This is a genomic window from Companilactobacillus jidongensis (assembly GCF_003946575.1).
GTDB lineage: Bacteria > Bacillota > Bacilli > Lactobacillales > Lactobacillaceae > Companilactobacillus > Companilactobacillus jidongensis.
On the sequence record NZ_RHOP01000011.1, the window covers coordinates 1 to 18,855 of the forward strand.

The window sequence follows — 18,855 nt, forward strand, 5'->3', positions numbered from 1 at the left end:
AAACAAGAAAATCACAATATCTTTGGTAAAAATCCACCAAAAATATTGTGATTTTTTATTCATGAATAGGTTGGGTTTCTATATCAGGGAGGATATAAACATGAAATTATCAAAAAACGTATTAGTAGGTAGCTTAGCTTCAGCAGGAATGATCTTAGGACTAGTTGCACCAGCAACAACAGCATTTGCTGCTACAGGTTCATTCAATCAAAAAGATTTAACAGCAGGTCAAACTACAGGAGATTTAACTGATACAAGTTATGTAGCAATTGCTGGTACAAATGATGCTGAAGGTACAGCAACAGCAAATTCAAATGTTAACGTTAACGTTGTTGACGGTGCATTAGTACTTAAGGCTGTTCCTAACTTCGGTTTTGGTACAGTTGCAGCAGGTGAAACTGTAGCAAATCTTACCGGTGGTTCAACTAGTGGTGCCGCAAAGGATGGTAATGATTCAGGATTACTATCAGTCATTGATTCACGTAAGTCAGCAAAGGGATTCCAAGTTAGTGCTAATTTAGGTAACTTTATTGATGGAAGTGGTAAGGCAGCAGCTGGACCTTGGTCAATTGACTTAGCTTCACAACAATTAGAGGACTCAAAGGGTGATCCTATTTCAAATGCAAAACCACAAGATCCAACAAGTCCATTGTCAACAATTGCAACAACATTGGATCAAGGAACTGACGCTACAGTCGTTAGTCTTGCAGCAAGTACATATAATCTAGGTACAATTAATGCTGAATTCAAAGGATTAGATGCCGCTACATTACATTTGCCATCAACTACAACTGCTACTGATGGAGTTAATGCATATAAAGGAACTATTACTTGGACATTGAATTCAACACCTGCAACACCAGCAGCATAATAGTTAAACTTATGTTAGATTCATATATTTATAATTTAGTATAAAACCACTACAACTGTAGTGGTTTTTACTTTATAATATAGTTGTTTGTATTTAGTTAGAACCACGGAGGGTTTTACAATGAAAAAAATAGTCAAGAAATTTGTTCTTGCGTTAATATTTGTTCTGGGATTAACCACATTTGGATTTAGAAGTATAAGTGTAAGTGCTGCTGTTAATGGTGGATATGCGTTAAAAGTCATTGGTGATTCTAATGACAATGTTAATTTGGATAATGAGAGTTACGTTGTTACAGGTGATCCTGGACAAAAAGTTGAACTTAAATTAGCTATTATAAATCAGGAGAGTAGTAAACGAACATTCTTATACAATGCTAATACTGCCTATACAACCGATAGCGGAGCATTGGGTTACAATAAAACTAAAGTTACTGATCCATCTTTAAAATTCCAAACTAGAAATATGATTTCTCCTAACAAGGGAACAATATCAATTCCTGGTAAATCTCAAGCCACAATAACTGCTACAATGACAATTCCAAAGAAGAGTTTTGATGGTTATTTGATGGGTGGTTTTAATGTTAGCCCATATAAGGAAAAGGCTAAGGGAACCGTATCATCAAATGGTACGCTATTAAAGAATAAGTTTAGTTACTCAATCCCTATTCAAACACGCCAGTCAGGTAAGGATAAGGTTGAATCTAAATATTCTGTTAGAACTGTTAAGCCTAATACTGTGACATCCACCGATGGACAAAAACCTGGAGTTCTTGCTAATGTCCATAATTCAACAAATTCTTATGATGGTGCTCTAAACTCAGAAGCAATAGTCACGAAAAAAGGTGACAAAAGTTTCAAAATCAAGTCTTCAGTAGGTAATCAACAAATCGCACCAACATCAAACTACAATTATTCCATTTCTTGGGGTAAGAAGTCGCTTCAAGCAGGTGATTATCATTTGAAATTGACCTACAAAACAGCCGGTGGCTTAAAGAGTTGGGTCATTAATAAGGATTTTACTATTACTAATTCGGATGCTGCTAAGTACAATAAATTGGCGGGAATAAAACCAAATTATATGTGGCTGTATATTCTGTTAGCCATTCTAGCTTTAGCCATTATTCTAGGACTAGGTATTTATCTAGGTAAAAAGAATAATAAGAACAACGGTAATAATGGTGGATCAAACAATCAACCTAGAAGACGTCGTCGTTAATATTAATAAATAAAAAATTAAATTGAGCTGTTCCAAGACTTGGAACAGCTTTTTTAGTATTATTGATATGTACACATATCTAGGTTTATGGGGTAAGAAAACATGAAGAAAAGAATGATTTATTTATTGTCTGTTGTTAGTTTTTGTGTGTTATTTTTATTTATGACACCAAAAACTATTTACGCAGATATTAATGGTGTAACAGTTACCCCTTTGATTGGTGATTCAAATATTACTGATAGATTTCAAATTGTTAGTAAAAAGGGTGGAGAAAGAAAACTTAAGATATCAATTAGCAACTTTGGTATTAGAAAATTAAAACTTAAAGTAGTACCAACTAATGCTACTACATCTTCTGACGGTAAAATTGCTTATACTGAGAATATCAAGACGGGTGATTATGGTCTTCAGTATGCCTTTGCAGATATGACCAAATCTCAAACGATAACTTTAAGACCAAATCAGACTAAGGACCTTACTTTTAAAGTAAAAATTCCTGATAAAAAACTCAAAGGACTTATAATGGGTGGTTTTAATATATATGATATTAATCGTGTTGCACAAGGACGTTCAAGTGTGCCTGTCTGGATAACTGAAGATAATAAAGCCGTTGGTGGCATATTGAGTTTACACAGTTTGTCATTAGCAGTTGAAAACGATCAACCGCATGTCTATGTTAACCTTCAAAACAATCAACCGGGTATGATGAAAAAAGTTATAGTTCACGCAACTGTTAAGCGTGAAAGCTGGTTAGATCGTTTTGATTTAGGACCAAAGAAAATGACCGCAGACCTCACATATCCAAAGGTTGCACCTAATTCAAAAATACCAATTGATTTCAATCAAAATCAAACGCCTATTGCCCCTGGCAAATATAAGGTTGAAGGTGTTGCACGAAGTGGTAAGGCTGTTTGGAACTTTAAAAAAACCTATACTATAACTGAGAAGCAAGCAAATGACATCAATTCACGTTGTAAGAACTTAGTTTACGATAAGACGATTACGTATATCCTGATTGTATTGGTTTTGGTATCTCTAATCGTATTAATCTTTTGGGGAATTTGGCATCAGAATAGGAGTTAATATGAAAAGAAAAAGTATATTTATATTTGCTATATTGTTATTTTTTGTAAGCCTTGTATATCCAACTACCAAGGTAAATGCTGCTGCGGATAAATCATACTCAGTTCAAGCAGTTCTTCCAGATAATCAGATTGATCAGAATGAATCATATTTTGATTTGAAAGTGGAACCTAATAAGGAACAAGATTTGAAGGTTATGATAATCAACACTGGTAGTAAATCTATCAAAGTCCAAGCTGAGGTTAATGATGCTTATACTGCCGATTCTGGTGTTATTGGATATGATAAGTACAATGTTAAATTGTACAAAAATCAGAATCCGTCATTAACATCATTAGTTGATGGCAAACGTAAAACTACTGTTAATTTAAAAGTTGGTCAAGCTAAGACAGTGAGTTTCAAAGTTAAATCACCTTCAACAGAATATACGGGGATTATCTTGGGCGGTGTAACAACAACTGCTAATGTTAGTCCTACTAAATCTAAAAATATTAATATTAAAAATCAAGTTAGATATGTTAAAGGAGTAGTACTTCGATCCAAAGATGATGGGGTAGTTCCTGATATGCATCTGACTAATGCCAATCCTAAGTCAGTAGCTGGGAATTCTGGCATTGCATATACTTTGGACAATACTGCACCAATTAATATCAATGAAGTTACGTTAAAGGCTAAAATTTCTCACAATAGTGATAATACGAATTACAGTGCTAAGAATTTACAAATAGCTCCGAATTCTAAGTTTAGCTATTTTATTCCTGTCAAGGATTTGAGTGCGGGTAAGTATAAGGCCGTGATAACCGTTAAAAGTAAGGCTGGATACGAGAAAACCTTTACCAGAACTATTTCTGTAAGTAAGAGTGATGTTGACTATATAGCTGAACAAGCTGAGGCGAAGACAGGTAGGAAGAGCAATCAATGGATAATAATCATTGTAGGAATTATTGCTTTGATTCTAGTAGCTTTATGGATGTTCTTGTACTATTCACAACGTAATAAGAAGACCGGATCACATGGTAAAAAAACTAGAAGTCGTAAATAATAAAAAATAAACCGAGAGGTTTATTTTTTTTGATTATATATGTATTCAAATGTTAAATTATTGCTTTAAAAAATGTTTAAATCTGTCATAATGAAAGCGTGTAATAAATATATTTATGATGTGCTTTTTTCATAAACTGGAGGGAGACTTTTTATGAGATTTATGCAATTAAAACACGACCCAAATGCGGTCGTTAAGAAGAAATTAGTTAAAGCTGGCAAAAAATGGGTCGTAGTATCAACACTATCATTTGCTGGAATGTTATTAGGGGGTGCAGTTACTGGATTAGATGTGCATGCCGATGTTGTAGGAACATCAGATACAGCTAATGCGGATCAAACTGCAACTAATAATTCTGATAGTACAAGGAATGAAGCTAAATCTGTTACAGCCAATGTAACGGTATCTTCTAACTTAGGAGATGTGACAGTAACTAATGTTACTGGTACAGTAGGACAGACTGTAACAATTACTGTGCCTGCTAAAGCAGGTTATAAAGCTGATAAAAGTATGATAGTCGCAAATGTAAATGCTGATGGTACTATCACTACTGATGAGACTATTGATTATACTTCTACAGAAGCACCTGATGTTCAGAGTGGTACTGAAAATAATGGACTAACGTCTGTCCCTGCAAGCACCAACAAGGATGTAGCAGAAGCTAGTCCAGCTGTTGATACTCCAGCTCCAGTCAGCGCTCGAATGGCGAGTCAGGCTGTGCCTGTTCCAGAAACAACAACCGCTACGGATAACCTTGATGATGGTGGTAAGTTTGGCGATTCCAGTTGGTATATCGACAATGGTGGTGTGCTACATATAGGTGCCGGTGAATTAGGATCAGCAAGTGATCCACACTGGAAAACGAGTCCACATTTTGCTGACATAACTTCAGTTCAAATTGATGATGGTGCAGTAGCAAATGCCAATTCAAGTTCCTTGTTCAGTGGTTTAAAGGGCGTAACGTCAATTGATGGATTAAATAATTTAGATACAAGTAAAGTTACAAGTATGTCTGGAATGTTTCAAAACACTTTGAATTTAAAATCATTGGATTTGTCAAATTGGGATACAAGTAATGTTACAGATATGAACTACATGTTTGGTGGTATGTCTTCTTTGGAAAATGTTAACTTATCATCATTCGATACTAGTAAAGTTACAGATATGGGAAGTATGTTTATTGTTACATATGCCTTGAAGAAATTGGATTTATCGTCATTTAATACGAAAAATGTCACAACTATGTCTGGTATGTTTTCAGGACCTGATCCAGGTAATGTTCATTCTATGAGTATGGAAGAAATAATAATTGACCCTGATAAATTTAATACTTCTAATGTCACAAATATGATATCTATGTTTTATAATTTACCCGAACTTAAGAGTATAGATGTATCTAAATTTAATACAAGCAAGGTCACTAATGTAGCGTATATGTTTAATAGTGATATATCATTAAAAAGTCTAGATTTGTCCAGCTTCGATACTCATTCACTTGCTGGTAATACGACTAACACGAATAGTATGTTTTACGGTACTAATTTATATAAAATTAAATTGGGTGAAAATACGGGTTTGAGTGATGCCTCATCTGTTCCGACGGGAAGTTGGCAGGCAGTTGGAACCGGAACAGAAAACAATCCTAACGGACAAAAGATGTCAGCTACTGGCATCGAAGCAATATATTCCGCGATGCCAGCAGTAGCTGAAACATACGTCCGTACAGTAAATGGGACTCTGACAGTACCAACATCGTACAGTGACAAGGCGGATACCGGCAATATTACAGCTAGCATAACCGGAGTATCCGGTAATACGTTTGATAAAGTTATTACAGTGCCTGCAGTGGCAGGTTACACACCTTATAAGAATGGTACTGAAAAGTTAGTTGCTGATGCAGATGGTAATTACACGGCTTCAATATCAGGTATGGTAAACGGAGCAAATGATTTCACTACATCTGATTCCATTCTGTATAAAGAAAATCCGCAAGTGGCAACTGGTACATTGAAGATCCCAACTGTTTACAATGACAATAGTTCACTTAATGGATTTTTGGAAATACCAGAAGTATCAGGTGTATATGGATCAACTAATAATCCTGTAGATATTTCTAGTTATCCAATACCTTCCAACTACACAACTGACACGAAATCTGTAACTTTCTCCGTTGATGCAGACGGTCATATTTCAACAGCTAACATAATCAACTACACAAGATTACAAGCTAAAAATAACTTAACCGTAAAAACTACTTATGATGATGGAACTCCAAATGGAGAAATCACGATTCCAAATGTCACAGGAAGTTATGGTTCTACAATATCTGACTATGATATTTCAGCGTATACATCACAAGATGGTTATTCCACAACTGATAATACAATTCCAATTTCGATTGACAGTCAAGGTAATATGACTACAACTGGAATTGTTAATTACACGAAGAATGCACTAGCTACAGTCACAGCAGACGTAACAATCAAATCTAACCAGGGAGACCAAGTGGCTAAAGATGTTACCGGAACTGTTGGAGAAACAAAGAAAATAGATGTTCCGACAATAGCTGGTTACACGGCAGACAAGAATCAGGTCGAAGTTACAATTAATTCGAATGGAACAATTACAGTTAACGATCCAGATAAAACTGGTTATGTCACTTACACGAAGGATGCACCAGCTACAGTCAAAGCAGATGTAACAATCAAATCTAACCAAGGAGACCAAGTGGTTAAAGATGTTACCGGAACTGTTGGAGAAACAAAGAAAATAGATGTTCCAACAATAACCGGTTATACGGCAGATAAGAAACAGGTAGCAGCTACAGTAACTGCAGATGGAATCACAGTTAATGATCCAGATGAAGGCGGAGCCGGCTACGTAACTTACACTAAGAAGTCAACAAGTAATGGTGGTGGCTCATCAACCACTACACCAACTGAATCGATCACAGATGTAGATATCGATGTCGCAACTTTCGCTGATCAACCTGCCGCAAAGTTATATGATGCCAATGGTAACCAAGTTACTAATAGAGCATTAAAGCCAAATACTGGTTGGTATGCTGACAAGAAGTTAAGTAGAAATGGTATTTCGTACTACCGGGTAGCTTCAGGTGAATGGGTCAAGATGGATGATGTCTATGTTTATACTCCAGATAACGAGTATATTGAAACATACAACGATTCAAGCAAGACTTTACTTAATGCACACCAAAAGGAAGTAGGCAGACAACTTCGTCCAAACAGTAACTGGATAACAGATGTCTATACTTACATGAATGGAATTAAGTATTATCGTGTTGCCAGCAATGAATTTGTTAGTGCAAATGATGCTTTTGAGTACACGCCTATCAGTGCAGTTGTTCAAACTAATGATTCTAATACGACTGTTTATGATGAACGCGGCAATGCTGTAACCAACAGACAACTAGCTGCCAATAGCAGTTGGAAGTCTGATAAGACTGCTGTAATCAATGGTCTAACGATGCATCGTGTAGCTACTAACGAATGGGTCAGAGCTGTCGACGTATCAAATGTTAAAGAGTTTTAGAGACAAAAAAAGAGTTGAATTTTTAAATTCAACTCTTTTTTTTGGCTTTCTTTTTGTCAGCATCACGCAGCTTCAATTTATCAACATATACCTGGTTCAAACGAACTAACAACCAAATATAATCGGTACGTGTGTTGGTTATATTCCAAGGAATGACTTCCATATTCTTGGGGTACATCTCTAATTCGTAATCTCTAGGTAAAATATCTAGAGTTGAGATCAAGACATCGACATCTTCATATTGATCACTCGGTACCACGTGAACGAATTCCAGTGTCCTGACATTTCTCAAGACAACTTCTTCGGCGGCGTTACCAGGATCGACTAATACTTTGACATGAATATAATCTTCTTTTTGAATTGTATTGATATAGCTAGGAAGTATCTGATACAAGTCATGTGCGATAGCTTCAGCAGCGTTTTTAACACCGTGATATTCTTTGTCGTTAACGTTAGTGAAGAATTCATGAACGTTTTGATAGAGGGATGACAGTGATTTGGTATCTTCAGGATTCTTATCATAATAACTACCTTTAACGACGCCATCATTTGCCATGATGTAATAGAAGATAATATCACGTGATACGTAGGTCATGATATCTTTTAAGACTTTTTGATTATGGTAAACGGTCATATCATCACGATAATGTTCTTTTAAGAAATCTATAAAGTGATAAACCAACGCATAAAATTTGGAATTGATTCTGACATCAAAGTTCATTGGTTGTGCGTAGATCTCGGCGCTAGGTTGGAAGACCATCTTGTGAAATAAATTTAATAATTTGTTTTCATTATCAAGTGCGTTTATGGGAACAATTGTGTAATCTTCGCGGCGAAGAACGTCTTCACCAAGTTTTTGGTTACCGAAAACATCGTTATATGTATCCATGTTGTTGATATAATTACGTTTAGTCAGTCTAATACGCGATATGGCGAGGAAATATTCTAGTTGAATATAAGTTATAGGGTTACTGAACGTTTTGCCAGAGCGGTCGATAATGTCGTCTATATCGTCTTGCTTAATCAGTGCAAAGGGCCAATCTTGTCCATGATATATATACCAGTAAACAAAGTATGCCATCCATCGAATACTTTTTTCGTCACCTTTGATTTCAAGTGTTGAGTTTGAAATCTTCAAACCGAAGTTTTTCAAAAATGTTCTGAAAGCAGACATTCTTCTGTTAAGTGTCGACTTACTAGTAAAATGTTCATTACTGAAGGCTTCGAATGACGGATTTGCGTTAGTCAGTCCATAATTGAAGGCTTGGAAGACGATGGAGTTTTGTACTAAATATAATCTGTAAGTATCTATTGCGATTTTTGTGAAGTCGATCGATTCGATTTTAGTGACTTTTGGATCCATATCAGGTGCAACTTCCAGAATGTCCTCTAATAGAGCTTGGAAGATATTATAAGTCTTTTGGTATGTAAATTGCATCCGATTACTGATATTACTAAGATTGAGCTCTTGTGGCGGTAATGATTTGATTACCGTGAGCATTCGATATTTCTCAACATCTTGTTTGACTAGGAACACTTGCTCCAACATGTTCAATTCCCCCGAATCTGGCATATTAAAAAAAATTTAATTAATTCGTGACACTACTTGCTACTATGGTAACATTTATTTATAATATTTTGTAATCAGATAGAGGCGCATTGTCAATAATTAGCACTTTTGAGTACGATAGGGTACAGCGATTTAGTGTAAAAGGTGACAATGCCGAAATTATTTTACCCCTATTGGTAATTTGGTTGGGTCGTTGTTTAATAAATAACGGACTGTCGCACATAGGTGCGTTGGGCTATTGATCATTTGGATGAAAATCAAATCCTTATTGTCAGTAGTTTCTTCTGGTAATAAGGATTTTTTTGTAAAATCCAAGATAGGGGAAACGAAAAAAATGGAAAATACTGATGTGAATCGGTCGTTGAAAACTAGACATCTGTCCATGATTGCTCTTGGTGGGTCAATCGGTACTGGACTCTTTGTTGCTAGTGGTTCTTCAATTTCAACTGCCGGTCCCGGAGGAGCTTTGATAGCGTACGTTGCTATTGGTATCATGGTTTACTTTTTAATGACAAGTTTAGGAGAGATGGCTACATATATGCCGGTCTCAGGGTCGTTTGCTACATATGCTACTAAGTTTATTGACCCGGCCTTTGGATTCGCCTTAGGGTGGAATTATTGGTTTAACTGGGCAATTACGTTGGCCGTCGATCTTTCAACCATCTCGATCGTTGTTAAGTATTGGTTCCCAAGTTGGTCATCATGGAAGATCAGTTTGACTTTTATGATTATTCTATTAATTATTAATTTAGTTTCAGTTGGTTCATTTGGTGAGACGGAGTATTGGTTATCATCAATTAAGGTTACTGCAGTTATCGTCTTCTTGATCGTTGGTGCTTTGACGATCATGGGTATTCTAGGCGGTGACGGTCATGCGCTTGGTTTGAGCAATTACACATATAAGAAGGCACCTTTCGTTGGCGGGGTTCCAGCGGTACTGAGTGTGTTCGTTGTTGCTGGATTCTCGTTCCAGGGTACTGAGTTGATCGGTATTACTGCTGGTGAATCGGCTACGCCTGAGAAGAGTATTCCCAAGGCTATCAAACAAGTTTTCTGGAGAATTTTATTATTCTATATTTTGTCGATTGCAGTTATTGGAGCAATCATTCCCTACACAAGTCCTAATCTTCTAGGTTCAGAGGCTGGCGATATTGCTATCAGTCCCTTTACTATTGTCTTCAAGCAAGTTGGTATACCACTAGCTGCTGGAATTATGAATGCCGTTATTTTGACATCAGTTATTTCCGCCGCTAACTCCGGCTTGTATGCGGCCAGTCGTATGCTCTGGTCCATGAGTAAAAATGACATGGCACCTAAGGCCTTCGAGAGAACTAATGGCCGTGGTGTTCCAGTGTTCTCACTATTACTTACTGCCTTAGTCGGTGGTGCTGCCTTATTCACTAGTTTGTATGGTGATTCATTCTATGAATTACTAGTCGCAGCTAGTGGATTGACTGGATTTATCGCTTGGATCGGTATTGCATTTTCACATTATCGTTTCAGAAAAGCCTACATCAATAAAGGGTACAGTTTGGATGATCTGAAATACAAGGCTAAGTGGTTCCCATTTGGTCCGATCCTTGCTATCATTCTGGGAATAATTATCATAATTGGTCAGGATATTCGTTCATTAGTTGATTTCAACGTCATGCGTCTCTTGATTAGTTATAGTGGACTGATTGTCTTGTTCGTCTGCTGGATCTACTACAAGTTGCGTCATCACACGAAGTTCTTGAAGCTTGACGATATCGATGTTGAGCATACTAAGAGACACTATCATTATTAATTTGAATTTTTGTTAGTTTTAAATTATTATATAGGTAAATAACAAAGCTAATAGGGTACCTATTTAGAATCTATCAGAGAAGCAATGGTTGGTGTGAATTGCTGAGATTCTTATTCCAGTACACTGGCTAACGGGTAATGCCGTTCGGATTGATCCGATAAAGTCTGTGAGTGCAATGTATTTGAGATACATTGAAACTGGGTGGTACCGCGAAAGTAGTCAATTCGTCCCTTTATGGGATAATTGACTACTTTTTTTATTGGTTAATAACAGGAGGAAGATCAATGCTAGACATTAAGATGATCAGAAAAGATCCAGAATGGACAAAGAACAAATTAGCTTCACGTGGTGTTACTGCTGAAGAAATCGACCATTTGTTGGACCTTGATAAAGATCGCCGTGAATTCTTAGTTCAAACTGAGACTTTGAAAGAAAAGAGAAACAAAGTTTCTCAAGGTATCGCTACTAAGAAGCGTAACAAGGAAAATGCCGATCAAGAAATTGCTGACATGAAACAAGTTGGTAGTGATATTAAAGAAATCGATACAAAACTTGAAGATACAGAAGATAAGATGAATTATATCTTGGTTCGTCTACCTAATATTCCTGATGACTCAGTTCCTGTTGGACCTGATGAAAGCTACAACAAAGAAGTTCGTAAGTGGGGCGATATTCCTGAATACAACTTCACACCAAAGCATCACTGGGAAATCGGTGAAGCACTTGGCATCTTAGATTTCGACCAAGCTGCTAAGGTTTCTGGTAGTCGTTTCGTATACTACATTGGTATGGGTGCAAGACTTGAACGTGCTGTTTACAACTTTATGTTGGATCAACATCAACAAGAAGGCTATACAGAAATGATCACACCTTACTTGGTTAACAATCAAGCAATGTTTGGTACATCTCAATTCCCTAAGTTTACTGAAGATGTTTATACTGTCATGGTTGACGAAAATCCATTGACATTGATCCCTACAGCTGAAGTTCCATTGACTAACTACTTTGCTGGTAAGATTCTTGATGGCGCCGAGCTTCCTAAGAAAGTTACAGCTCTATCACCAAGTTTCCGTTCAGAAGCAGGTAGTGCTGGACGTGATACTCGTGGCTTGATCCGTATGCACCAATTTAACAAAGTTGAAATGGTTAAGATTGCTAGACCAGAACAATCATTTGCTGAATTGGAAAAGATGACAGCTGATGCTGAAAACATCTTGAAGAAGTTGAATATTCCTTATCATGTTATTGTGCTATCAAGTGGGGATGCCAGCTTCAGTTCAACTAAGACTTATGATCTTGAAACATGGTTGCCAGGACAAGGTAAGTACCGTGAAATCTCAAGTTGTTCTAACTGTCTCGACTTCCAAGCACGTCGTGCCCAAATTCGCTACCGTGACGAAAATGGTAAGACTCAACTAGCTCACACACTTAATGGTTCAGGCTTGGCTGTTGGTAGATGTGTGGCTTCAATTCTTGAAAATTATCAAAATGAAGATGGTTCAGTTACAATTCCTGATGTTTTGGTACCATACATGGGCGGAGTAACAAAAATTACTAAGGAAAATGCCAAATAGATATTGACGTTTTATTAGTAGATTGATAAAATTTAATAGTTGTTGAAAAGCGACTATTGAATTATTCCGGATTAGCTCAGTTGGTAGAGCATCTGACTGTTAATCAGGGTGTCGTCAGTTCGAGTCTGACATCCGGAGTTATATACTTAGGAAAACCTAGGTGCGCTTGTAATACATCTAGTTCATTTGAATTAGATGTATTTTTTTATAGGCGTGTTTTATGCCATCTTAGCTCAGTTGGTAGAGCATCGGTATCGTAAACCGGCGGTCACAGGTTCAAATCCTGCAGATGGCAGAATGAATGGAGTACTGATTTTGATCAGTGCTCTTTTTTTTGTAGCTTGTTTTTGATTCCGCCTCCAGTGGGAAAATATTATTCCTACCGTTGGACCGGTTCGAGCCAAGGTCTCGAACCTCGAGTTGAAGCTTTGCACAAACCGCAAATCTCCAAGCTCGTCCTGTGGCGTGCCGCCACTTTCACGGCTGGAAAATATTTTTCCACTTCCGGCTGATTTGTCACCATTATATTTTTGTATAGTAATGTATATTTATCCTATTAGAAATAAGTCGGGGGGAAAAAGGCAATGTGTCAGCACAGGACGATTTTTAGATTTGCGGTTTATTGCAAAGCTAAAAATTGAGACCCCAGACCGCACTTTGGCTGGGGTCGTGCCTCACAGCGACGCGTTGCCTTTGTCCGGAGACGAAAAAAGAACGCCAAAAGTCAGCGCTCTTCATTTAACATTCTATTTAATTAATTTATTGATCTGTTCAATCTCGTCATTGGAGAAATCAAGATTATCCAAAGCCTGTAGGTTCTCGTCCAAGTGATCGTTGTTAGTCGTACCAATAATAACACTGGCAACGACAGGATCTCTCAACAACCAAGCAAGTGACATTTGACTAAGGGTCTGGTGACGATTTTTGGCAACATCGTTTAACATATTTAATTTAGCTACCAAGGCATCTGAACCATTGTCCAATAATCCATTATTAGTATGATGAATCTTGAATTCATCTGTAATTCCATTAAGATAGCGGTCAGATAATAAGCCTTCACACAATGGACCGTAGGCAATAACTCCAGCACCATTATCTTTAAGCAACTGTGACAGTCCACTAGTTTCAACGTGGTCGTTCAATAAGTTCATGCTCATTTGATCGAGTACGAATGGAATACCAAGTTTTTTGAATAGAGCAATAGCTTGTTTCATTTCAGGTACTTCATAATTGGAAACACCAACGTAAAGAGCTTTACCAGAGCGAACAATATCGTCTAACGCACGAACTGTTTCTTCAATAGGTGTCTTGTCATCATAACGGTGGGCATAATAAATATCAACATAATCCAGATTCAATCTTTGAAGTGAATCATTGATACCTTGAATCAGTGACTTGCGAGAAGTTCCGATACCGTAGGGACCATCGTGGATCTCATAGCCAACTTTAGTTGAAATAACTAATTCATCACGATATGCTTTCAAGTCATTTTTCAAGATTTGACCTAGAAGTTCTTCAGAAGTACCAAAGCCAGTTTGCCCGTCACCATAATGATTGGCGACGTCGAAGTGAAAGAGTCCCTTATCAAAAGCATGTAGAATAACATCTCGACGTTCACTCAATGGGTCGGCACTACCGAAATGGCGCCATAATCCTAATGAAATTGGTGGTAACATTAAGCCAGTTTCGCCAGCGTGGCGCACAGAATTGTTATTATAACGATTATCTGATGCAGAATACATTTTATTGACCTCCTAATTGTTCATACTACTTCATGGTATGTCATTGGTGTTGGTTACTCAAGAATGAGGATGCATGTTTTTGATTATTATTTTAATTAAACTCTATATTGATGAATAATATTATTCGATATGAATTATCCGGAGACGGAATCCACAAAAAAGAGTAAAAAAAATAAGCTCGCCTCTTGGGGGGACGGGCTCATTTATGTTGCACACACTGTGCAACGGGTTACCAGTAGTGTAAGTGGTCAGATATGATTTGTGAGGTTTCCAAATTTGTCAAAAATAGAGAGGGATTTTATTAATTAACGAAAACATTCAATCAGTGATCATCGGAATGGGAAAATGGAAACTGATGAAACTTAACTCGATAAATATAAATTGATTGAGGGGGGCAATTTGTATTTACGTTGAGTCAATAGAACTTGTTACGATATGAGGATGTGTACCGTAACGCATTTGTTTATTTAATAAAAGGAAGGAATTGCATTGGCAACCATATCTGATCCCTTTCACAATTCAAAGTATACAACATCTGTTTAAACATTTCTATTCAATTTAGACAAAAAATTTTATTTGTTTTTAACATCACAAACTAATATTTTTGTATGATAATAAAAGTACTTCTTGTTTTGTAATCAAAAACATAAATTTGATTAATAAGAAGGAAGGAAACCGTTGCTATAGATGGATTTATGTGCTTTATTAATTTAGGCATATTTTTTTATAATTCTTGGGTAAACGCTTACGTCAGATTGACGTTCTGTCTATAGTAATAGTTTAAATTGTCACAATAGAAGGATGGTAGATACTATGAAGGTTAGTATTATTGGTTGTACACACGCAGGTACATTTTCAGCAATGAATATTTTGAAGGCACATCCAGACTGGGAAGTTACAGTCTATGAACGCAATGATAATTTATCATTTTTATCATGCGGAATTGCTCTATGGGTAAGTGACCGTGTTTCAGATCCTAATAAGATGTTCTACTCAAGTCCCGACGACTTGGCCAAGTTAGGTGCAAACATGCAGATGAAACATGATGTAACTAATATTGACTTTGATAATAAAAAATTAACAGTTAAAGATTTGGAAACTGGCAATATTTCAGAACAAGATTACGACAAACTTGTTATCACAACAGGTTCAGCTCCAATTGTTCCCAATATTCCTGGAATTGATTCAGACAAAGTATTTCTATGTAAAAACTGGACTAACGCTACAGAATTGAAAGAAAATGCTAAGGATATCAATAGCGCAATCGTTATTGGTGCAGGTTATATCGGGGCTGAATTAGCTGAGGGATATTCAACCCTAGGCAAGAAGACAACGCTGATCGATGCTTTGCCAGATGTTCTAGCCAAGAACTTTGATAAGAATATGTCAAAGATTGCTGAACAAGACTACCTTGATAATGGCGTAACACTTGGATTGAACGAAAAAGTTGTTTCATTCGAAGAAACTGCCGACGGTGTTATTGTTAAAACTGACAAGAATGAATACAAGGCTGACATTGCTGTTATGAGTGTTGGTTTCCGTCCTAATACTGACATGTTCAAGGATGAATTCGAAACACTGCCAAATGGTGCTTTGATCGTAGATAAATATATGCACACAAGCAAACCAGATGTCTTCTCAGCTGGGGATGCTGCATCAGTTTATTACAATCCAACAAATGACAACCAATATATTCCTTTGGCAACAAACGCTGTTCGTCAAGGTATTCTAGTTGGTGCTAATATTGAAAAGGATACTGCTCCATATATTGGTACACAATCATCATCAGCTGTAGAGCTATTCGGCAGAACATATGCAGCTAGTGGTTTGACTGCTGGACACGCTGAAATCTTAGGCAAGAATGTTGAGTCAGTTTCACTTGAAGACAATTATCGTCCTGAATTTATGTTATCAACAACTCCAGTATTGATGAACTTAGTATGGGACCCTGAGACACGTGAAATTCTTGGTGGAGCATTGACAAGTAAGTATGATGTTTCTCAATCAGCTAACCTTCTTTCATTAGCTATCCAGAAAAAAGTAACTATCGATGAATTATCAATGGTTGACTTCTTCTTCCAACCAAACTTCGACAAGCCAGTCAACTATGTAAGTGCATTGGCAATTGCCGCTGTGGAAAAAGCTAACAGTAAAGTATCAGAATAATTTGGATATAAATAGAGCCACGATAACGTAAAAATTATCGTGGCTCTTTAATTTGTCTTTGTTTAAGCTTGCATATAATCTTCAGGTAATTTAAGAAGTAAAGGTTTGCTGTAGTAATAGCCTTGCTTGATATGGATACCTAATTTTTCGCTAAGTTGACTGTCGGCCTTGTCTTCGATGCCTTCTAGGACTAATCTTAACCCATATTCTTTGCTCATAGCATGCCAAAAATGGAGTTTGCTTTGAATAAGAGGATCAACAAATTGGTCGGTAAAGTTTTGTAGAGCAAATTTTAGCTCTGAAGCAAACGGCAATAGTTGTTTAATATTATTGAAGTGATTAACACCTGTACCAACATCATCAAGTGAAATTTGGATTCCATTATCCAAAAATCCTTTAAGTTGAGTCAGTATTTCTTCGAAAGAATAGCATTGTGGACTGTCATCTTCCGTTAATTCAACGACCAACTTAGTTGGATATAATTGTTGCTGACTTTGAATGATAGCCTTAGCGATTGATGTTGTCATCAGCTGCTCGCGACTGATATTAACAGATAAACGGCGGACTTTTAGTGATAAAACTTTGGTTGTTTGAATCAGTAAGTCGGCTGTTACTTGTGGATCGATAGCTGAAAATGATTCAGGCAAGCTCCATCCTTCTGATGTAAGTTCCTTCATTAACAGTTCGTAACCGATGACTGAGTTTGTTTTGGTATCAATTTGGGGTTGAACAAAATAACGATAAAATGGTTGCAATAACGAATCCTCCTAAAGTGGACTACACAAAAATTTAAAGTGCATTATACTATACTATGACAACAGTTGACAAAAAGAAAGGGTGTATGTTATGAAAGTGGTCGTCATTGGTTGTACTCATGCTGGCATTGCAGCAATTAAGCAAATTTTAAAATATTATCCTGAAACCGAAATCACGGTTTATGAACGTCAGGATAGTATTTCGTATTTGTCTTGTGCAACATATCTTCATATAGAGGGTACGGTCAAGACACTTTCAGACGCACTTTATGCTGAGCCCAAGGATTTTGCTGAACAAGGTGTTGATATGGAAATGAATCATGATGTTATTCGAGTTGATACTCATGATCATTCTTTGCTAGTTCAGGATTTGAAAACCAAAAAGATGGAGAAATCGACATACGATAAGTTGATAATGGCGACTGGCTCGTCAACGGCAATCCCAACTATCAGTGGCATTGAGAACCCCAAAGTCTTATTGTGCAAAACTTATGACCAAGCACGTGACCTATGTGATAATACTGAGGATAAACCAAAAATTGCTGTTATTGGCGGTGGATATGTCGGAGTCGAACTCGCTGAAGGATATGCCAAGTCTGGCCACGAGGTCTGGCTTATTCAACAGGCAGCTTATTTGTTGAACAAATATGTTGAACCTGTTATTTCCAAATCAGTTGAAAAAGAATTGACGTATCACGGCGTTCACGTGATAACTAATGACCAAGTTACTTCTTTTGCAGATGCTGATGGTGGTTTGTTAGTTACCACAACTAATAATGATAGTTATCGAGTTGATATGGCGGTTATCAGTGCTGGCATCATCCCGCAGACTGACTTGTTGCAAGGTAAAGTTGAGATGGAAGAAAACGGTGCTATTATTACGGATGCTTATATGCAGACATCTGATCCTGATATTTTGGCAGCGGGGGATGCGGCAATTGTTCATTACAATCCAACTGGATCCAATACATATTCACCTTTAGCATCACATGCTGTTAGACAGGGAATGTTGGCAGGTATCAATGTCTTTGAACGTCATGTGAGATCGATTGGAACGCAGTCAACAACAGGTATCCAAGTATTTGATCAAACCGTCGCATGTACGGGTTTGACACTTGAAGATGCAAAGCTAGCTTTGTTGAATGTTGCAAGTGTAGTTTATAAGGGACCGTATCGTCCTGAATTTATGCCAAATGCTCATTCAGTTACAGTTGTATTGATTTATGATCGCAATAATCGTAAGATTCTGGGTGCTCAATTGATGAGTAAACATGATGTGTCACAATCAGCCAATACAGTATCGGCTTTGATTCAAAATGGTGCAACGATCGATCAATTAGCATTTTTGGATATGTTATTCTCGCCTAATTTTAACAATCCGTTTGATTATTTGAATTTGGCTGGTCAAATGGCGGTTGATCAAGAGAATGGTTATCTAAGAACTTAATTTTCTGAAGTCATACAAATATGAAGAATGTGAGATAGTCTCACATTCTTTT

Annotated in this window: 12 protein-coding genes, 2 tRNA genes and 1 riboswitch; of the genes, 11 read left to right on the forward strand and 3 right to left on the reverse strand. The window is 37.0% G+C overall.

All coding sequences use genetic code 11. From position 1 onward, the window contains the following. Positions 1-100: 100 nt before the first annotated feature. The 5 genes from EKM68_RS07925 (at position 101) to EKM68_RS07945 (ending at position 7,763) form a co-directional block, all read left to right on the forward strand. A complete protein-coding gene (locus EKM68_RS07925; RefSeq protein ID WP_164509390.1) occupies positions 101-871 on the forward strand; it encodes a WxL domain-containing protein in 771 nt (256 codons plus the stop codon). Between the two features lie 120 nt (positions 872-991). Then, a complete protein-coding gene (locus EKM68_RS07930) occupies positions 992-2,086 on the forward strand; it encodes a DUF3324 domain-containing protein (RefSeq protein ID WP_125589557.1) in 1,095 nt (364 codons plus the stop codon). Between the two features lie 102 nt (positions 2,087-2,188). Beyond that, positions 2,189-3,169, forward strand: coding sequence for a WxL protein peptidoglycan domain-containing protein (locus EKM68_RS07935; RefSeq protein WP_125589559.1), 981 nt, complete (start codon positions 2,189-2,191; stop codon positions 3,167-3,169). Position 3,170: 1 nt separating this feature from the next. Next, complete coding sequence (locus tag EKM68_RS07940) at positions 3,171-4,211, forward strand: DUF916 domain-containing protein (protein ID WP_125589561.1); 1,041 nt, start codon at positions 3,171-3,173, stop codon at positions 4,209-4,211. 153 nt (positions 4,212-4,364) lie between these two features. Further along, positions 4,365-7,763 carry a BspA family leucine-rich repeat surface protein gene (locus EKM68_RS07945; RefSeq protein WP_125589562.1) on the forward strand — a complete coding sequence of 1,133 codons (3,399 nt, stop codon included), beginning with the start codon at positions 4,365-4,367 and terminating at the stop codon, positions 7,761-7,763. A gap of 28 nt (positions 7,764-7,791) precedes the next feature. Here EKM68_RS07945 and EKM68_RS07950 read toward each other — a convergent pair whose 3' ends face one another. Beyond that, on the reverse strand, positions 7,792-9,312 hold the full coding sequence (locus EKM68_RS07950; RefSeq protein WP_125589564.1) for a helix-turn-helix domain-containing protein: 1,521 nt from the start codon (positions 9,310-9,312) through the stop codon (positions 7,792-7,794). Positions 9,313-9,404: 92 nt separating this feature from the next. Then, positions 9,405-9,579, forward strand: a riboswitch (Lysine riboswitch). A gap of 88 nt (positions 9,580-9,667) precedes the next feature. Here EKM68_RS07950 and EKM68_RS07955 point away from each other — a divergent pair. The 4 genes from EKM68_RS07955 to EKM68_RS07970 all read left to right on the forward strand — a co-directional run bounded on the left by EKM68_RS07955 (position 9,668) and on the right by EKM68_RS07970 (position 12,988). Next, positions 9,668-11,119 carry an amino acid permease gene (locus EKM68_RS07955; protein WP_125589565.1) on the forward strand — a complete coding sequence of 484 codons (1,452 nt, stop codon included), beginning with the start codon at positions 9,668-9,670 and terminating at the stop codon, positions 11,117-11,119. Between the two features lie 284 nt (positions 11,120-11,403). Next, positions 11,404-12,693, forward strand: coding sequence for a serine--tRNA ligase (gene serS, locus EKM68_RS07960; RefSeq protein WP_125589567.1), 1,290 nt, complete (start codon positions 11,404-11,406; stop codon positions 12,691-12,693). 65 nt (positions 12,694-12,758) lie between these two features. Then, a tRNA-Asn gene (locus EKM68_RS07965) sits at positions 12,759-12,831 on the forward strand. Between the two features lie 84 nt (positions 12,832-12,915). Then, positions 12,916-12,988 (forward strand) — tRNA-Thr (locus EKM68_RS07970). 451 nt (positions 12,989-13,439) lie between these two features. Here EKM68_RS07970 and EKM68_RS07975 read toward each other — a convergent pair. After that, positions 13,440-14,435 (reverse strand): aldo/keto reductase, encoded by a 996-nt coding sequence (locus EKM68_RS07975; protein WP_125589569.1) that lies wholly within the window; start codon positions 14,433-14,435, stop codon positions 13,440-13,442. 813 nt (positions 14,436-15,248) lie between these two features. Between EKM68_RS07975 and EKM68_RS07980 the strand changes: the two genes are divergently transcribed. After that, entirely contained in the window at positions 15,249-16,601 is a 1,353-nt protein-coding gene (locus tag EKM68_RS07980; protein ID WP_125589571.1) for an FAD-dependent oxidoreductase, read from the forward strand. A 62-nt stretch (positions 16,602-16,663) separates the two neighbouring features. Here the strand turns inward: EKM68_RS07980 and EKM68_RS07985 are convergent, their stop codons facing one another. Then, positions 16,664-17,356, reverse strand: coding sequence for an EAL domain-containing protein (locus EKM68_RS07985; protein WP_125589573.1), 693 nt, complete (start codon positions 17,354-17,356; stop codon positions 16,664-16,666). A 91-nt stretch (positions 17,357-17,447) separates the two neighbouring features. On the opposite strand from EKM68_RS07985, the gene EKM68_RS07990 reads away from it, so the two are divergent. Continuing rightward, the gene (locus tag EKM68_RS07990; protein ID WP_125589576.1) at positions 17,448-18,803 is read left to right on the forward strand and encodes an FAD-dependent oxidoreductase; all 1,356 of its coding nucleotides are present in this window, start codon (positions 17,448-17,450) and stop codon (positions 18,801-18,803) included. Positions 18,804-18,855: the final 52 nt, after the last annotated feature.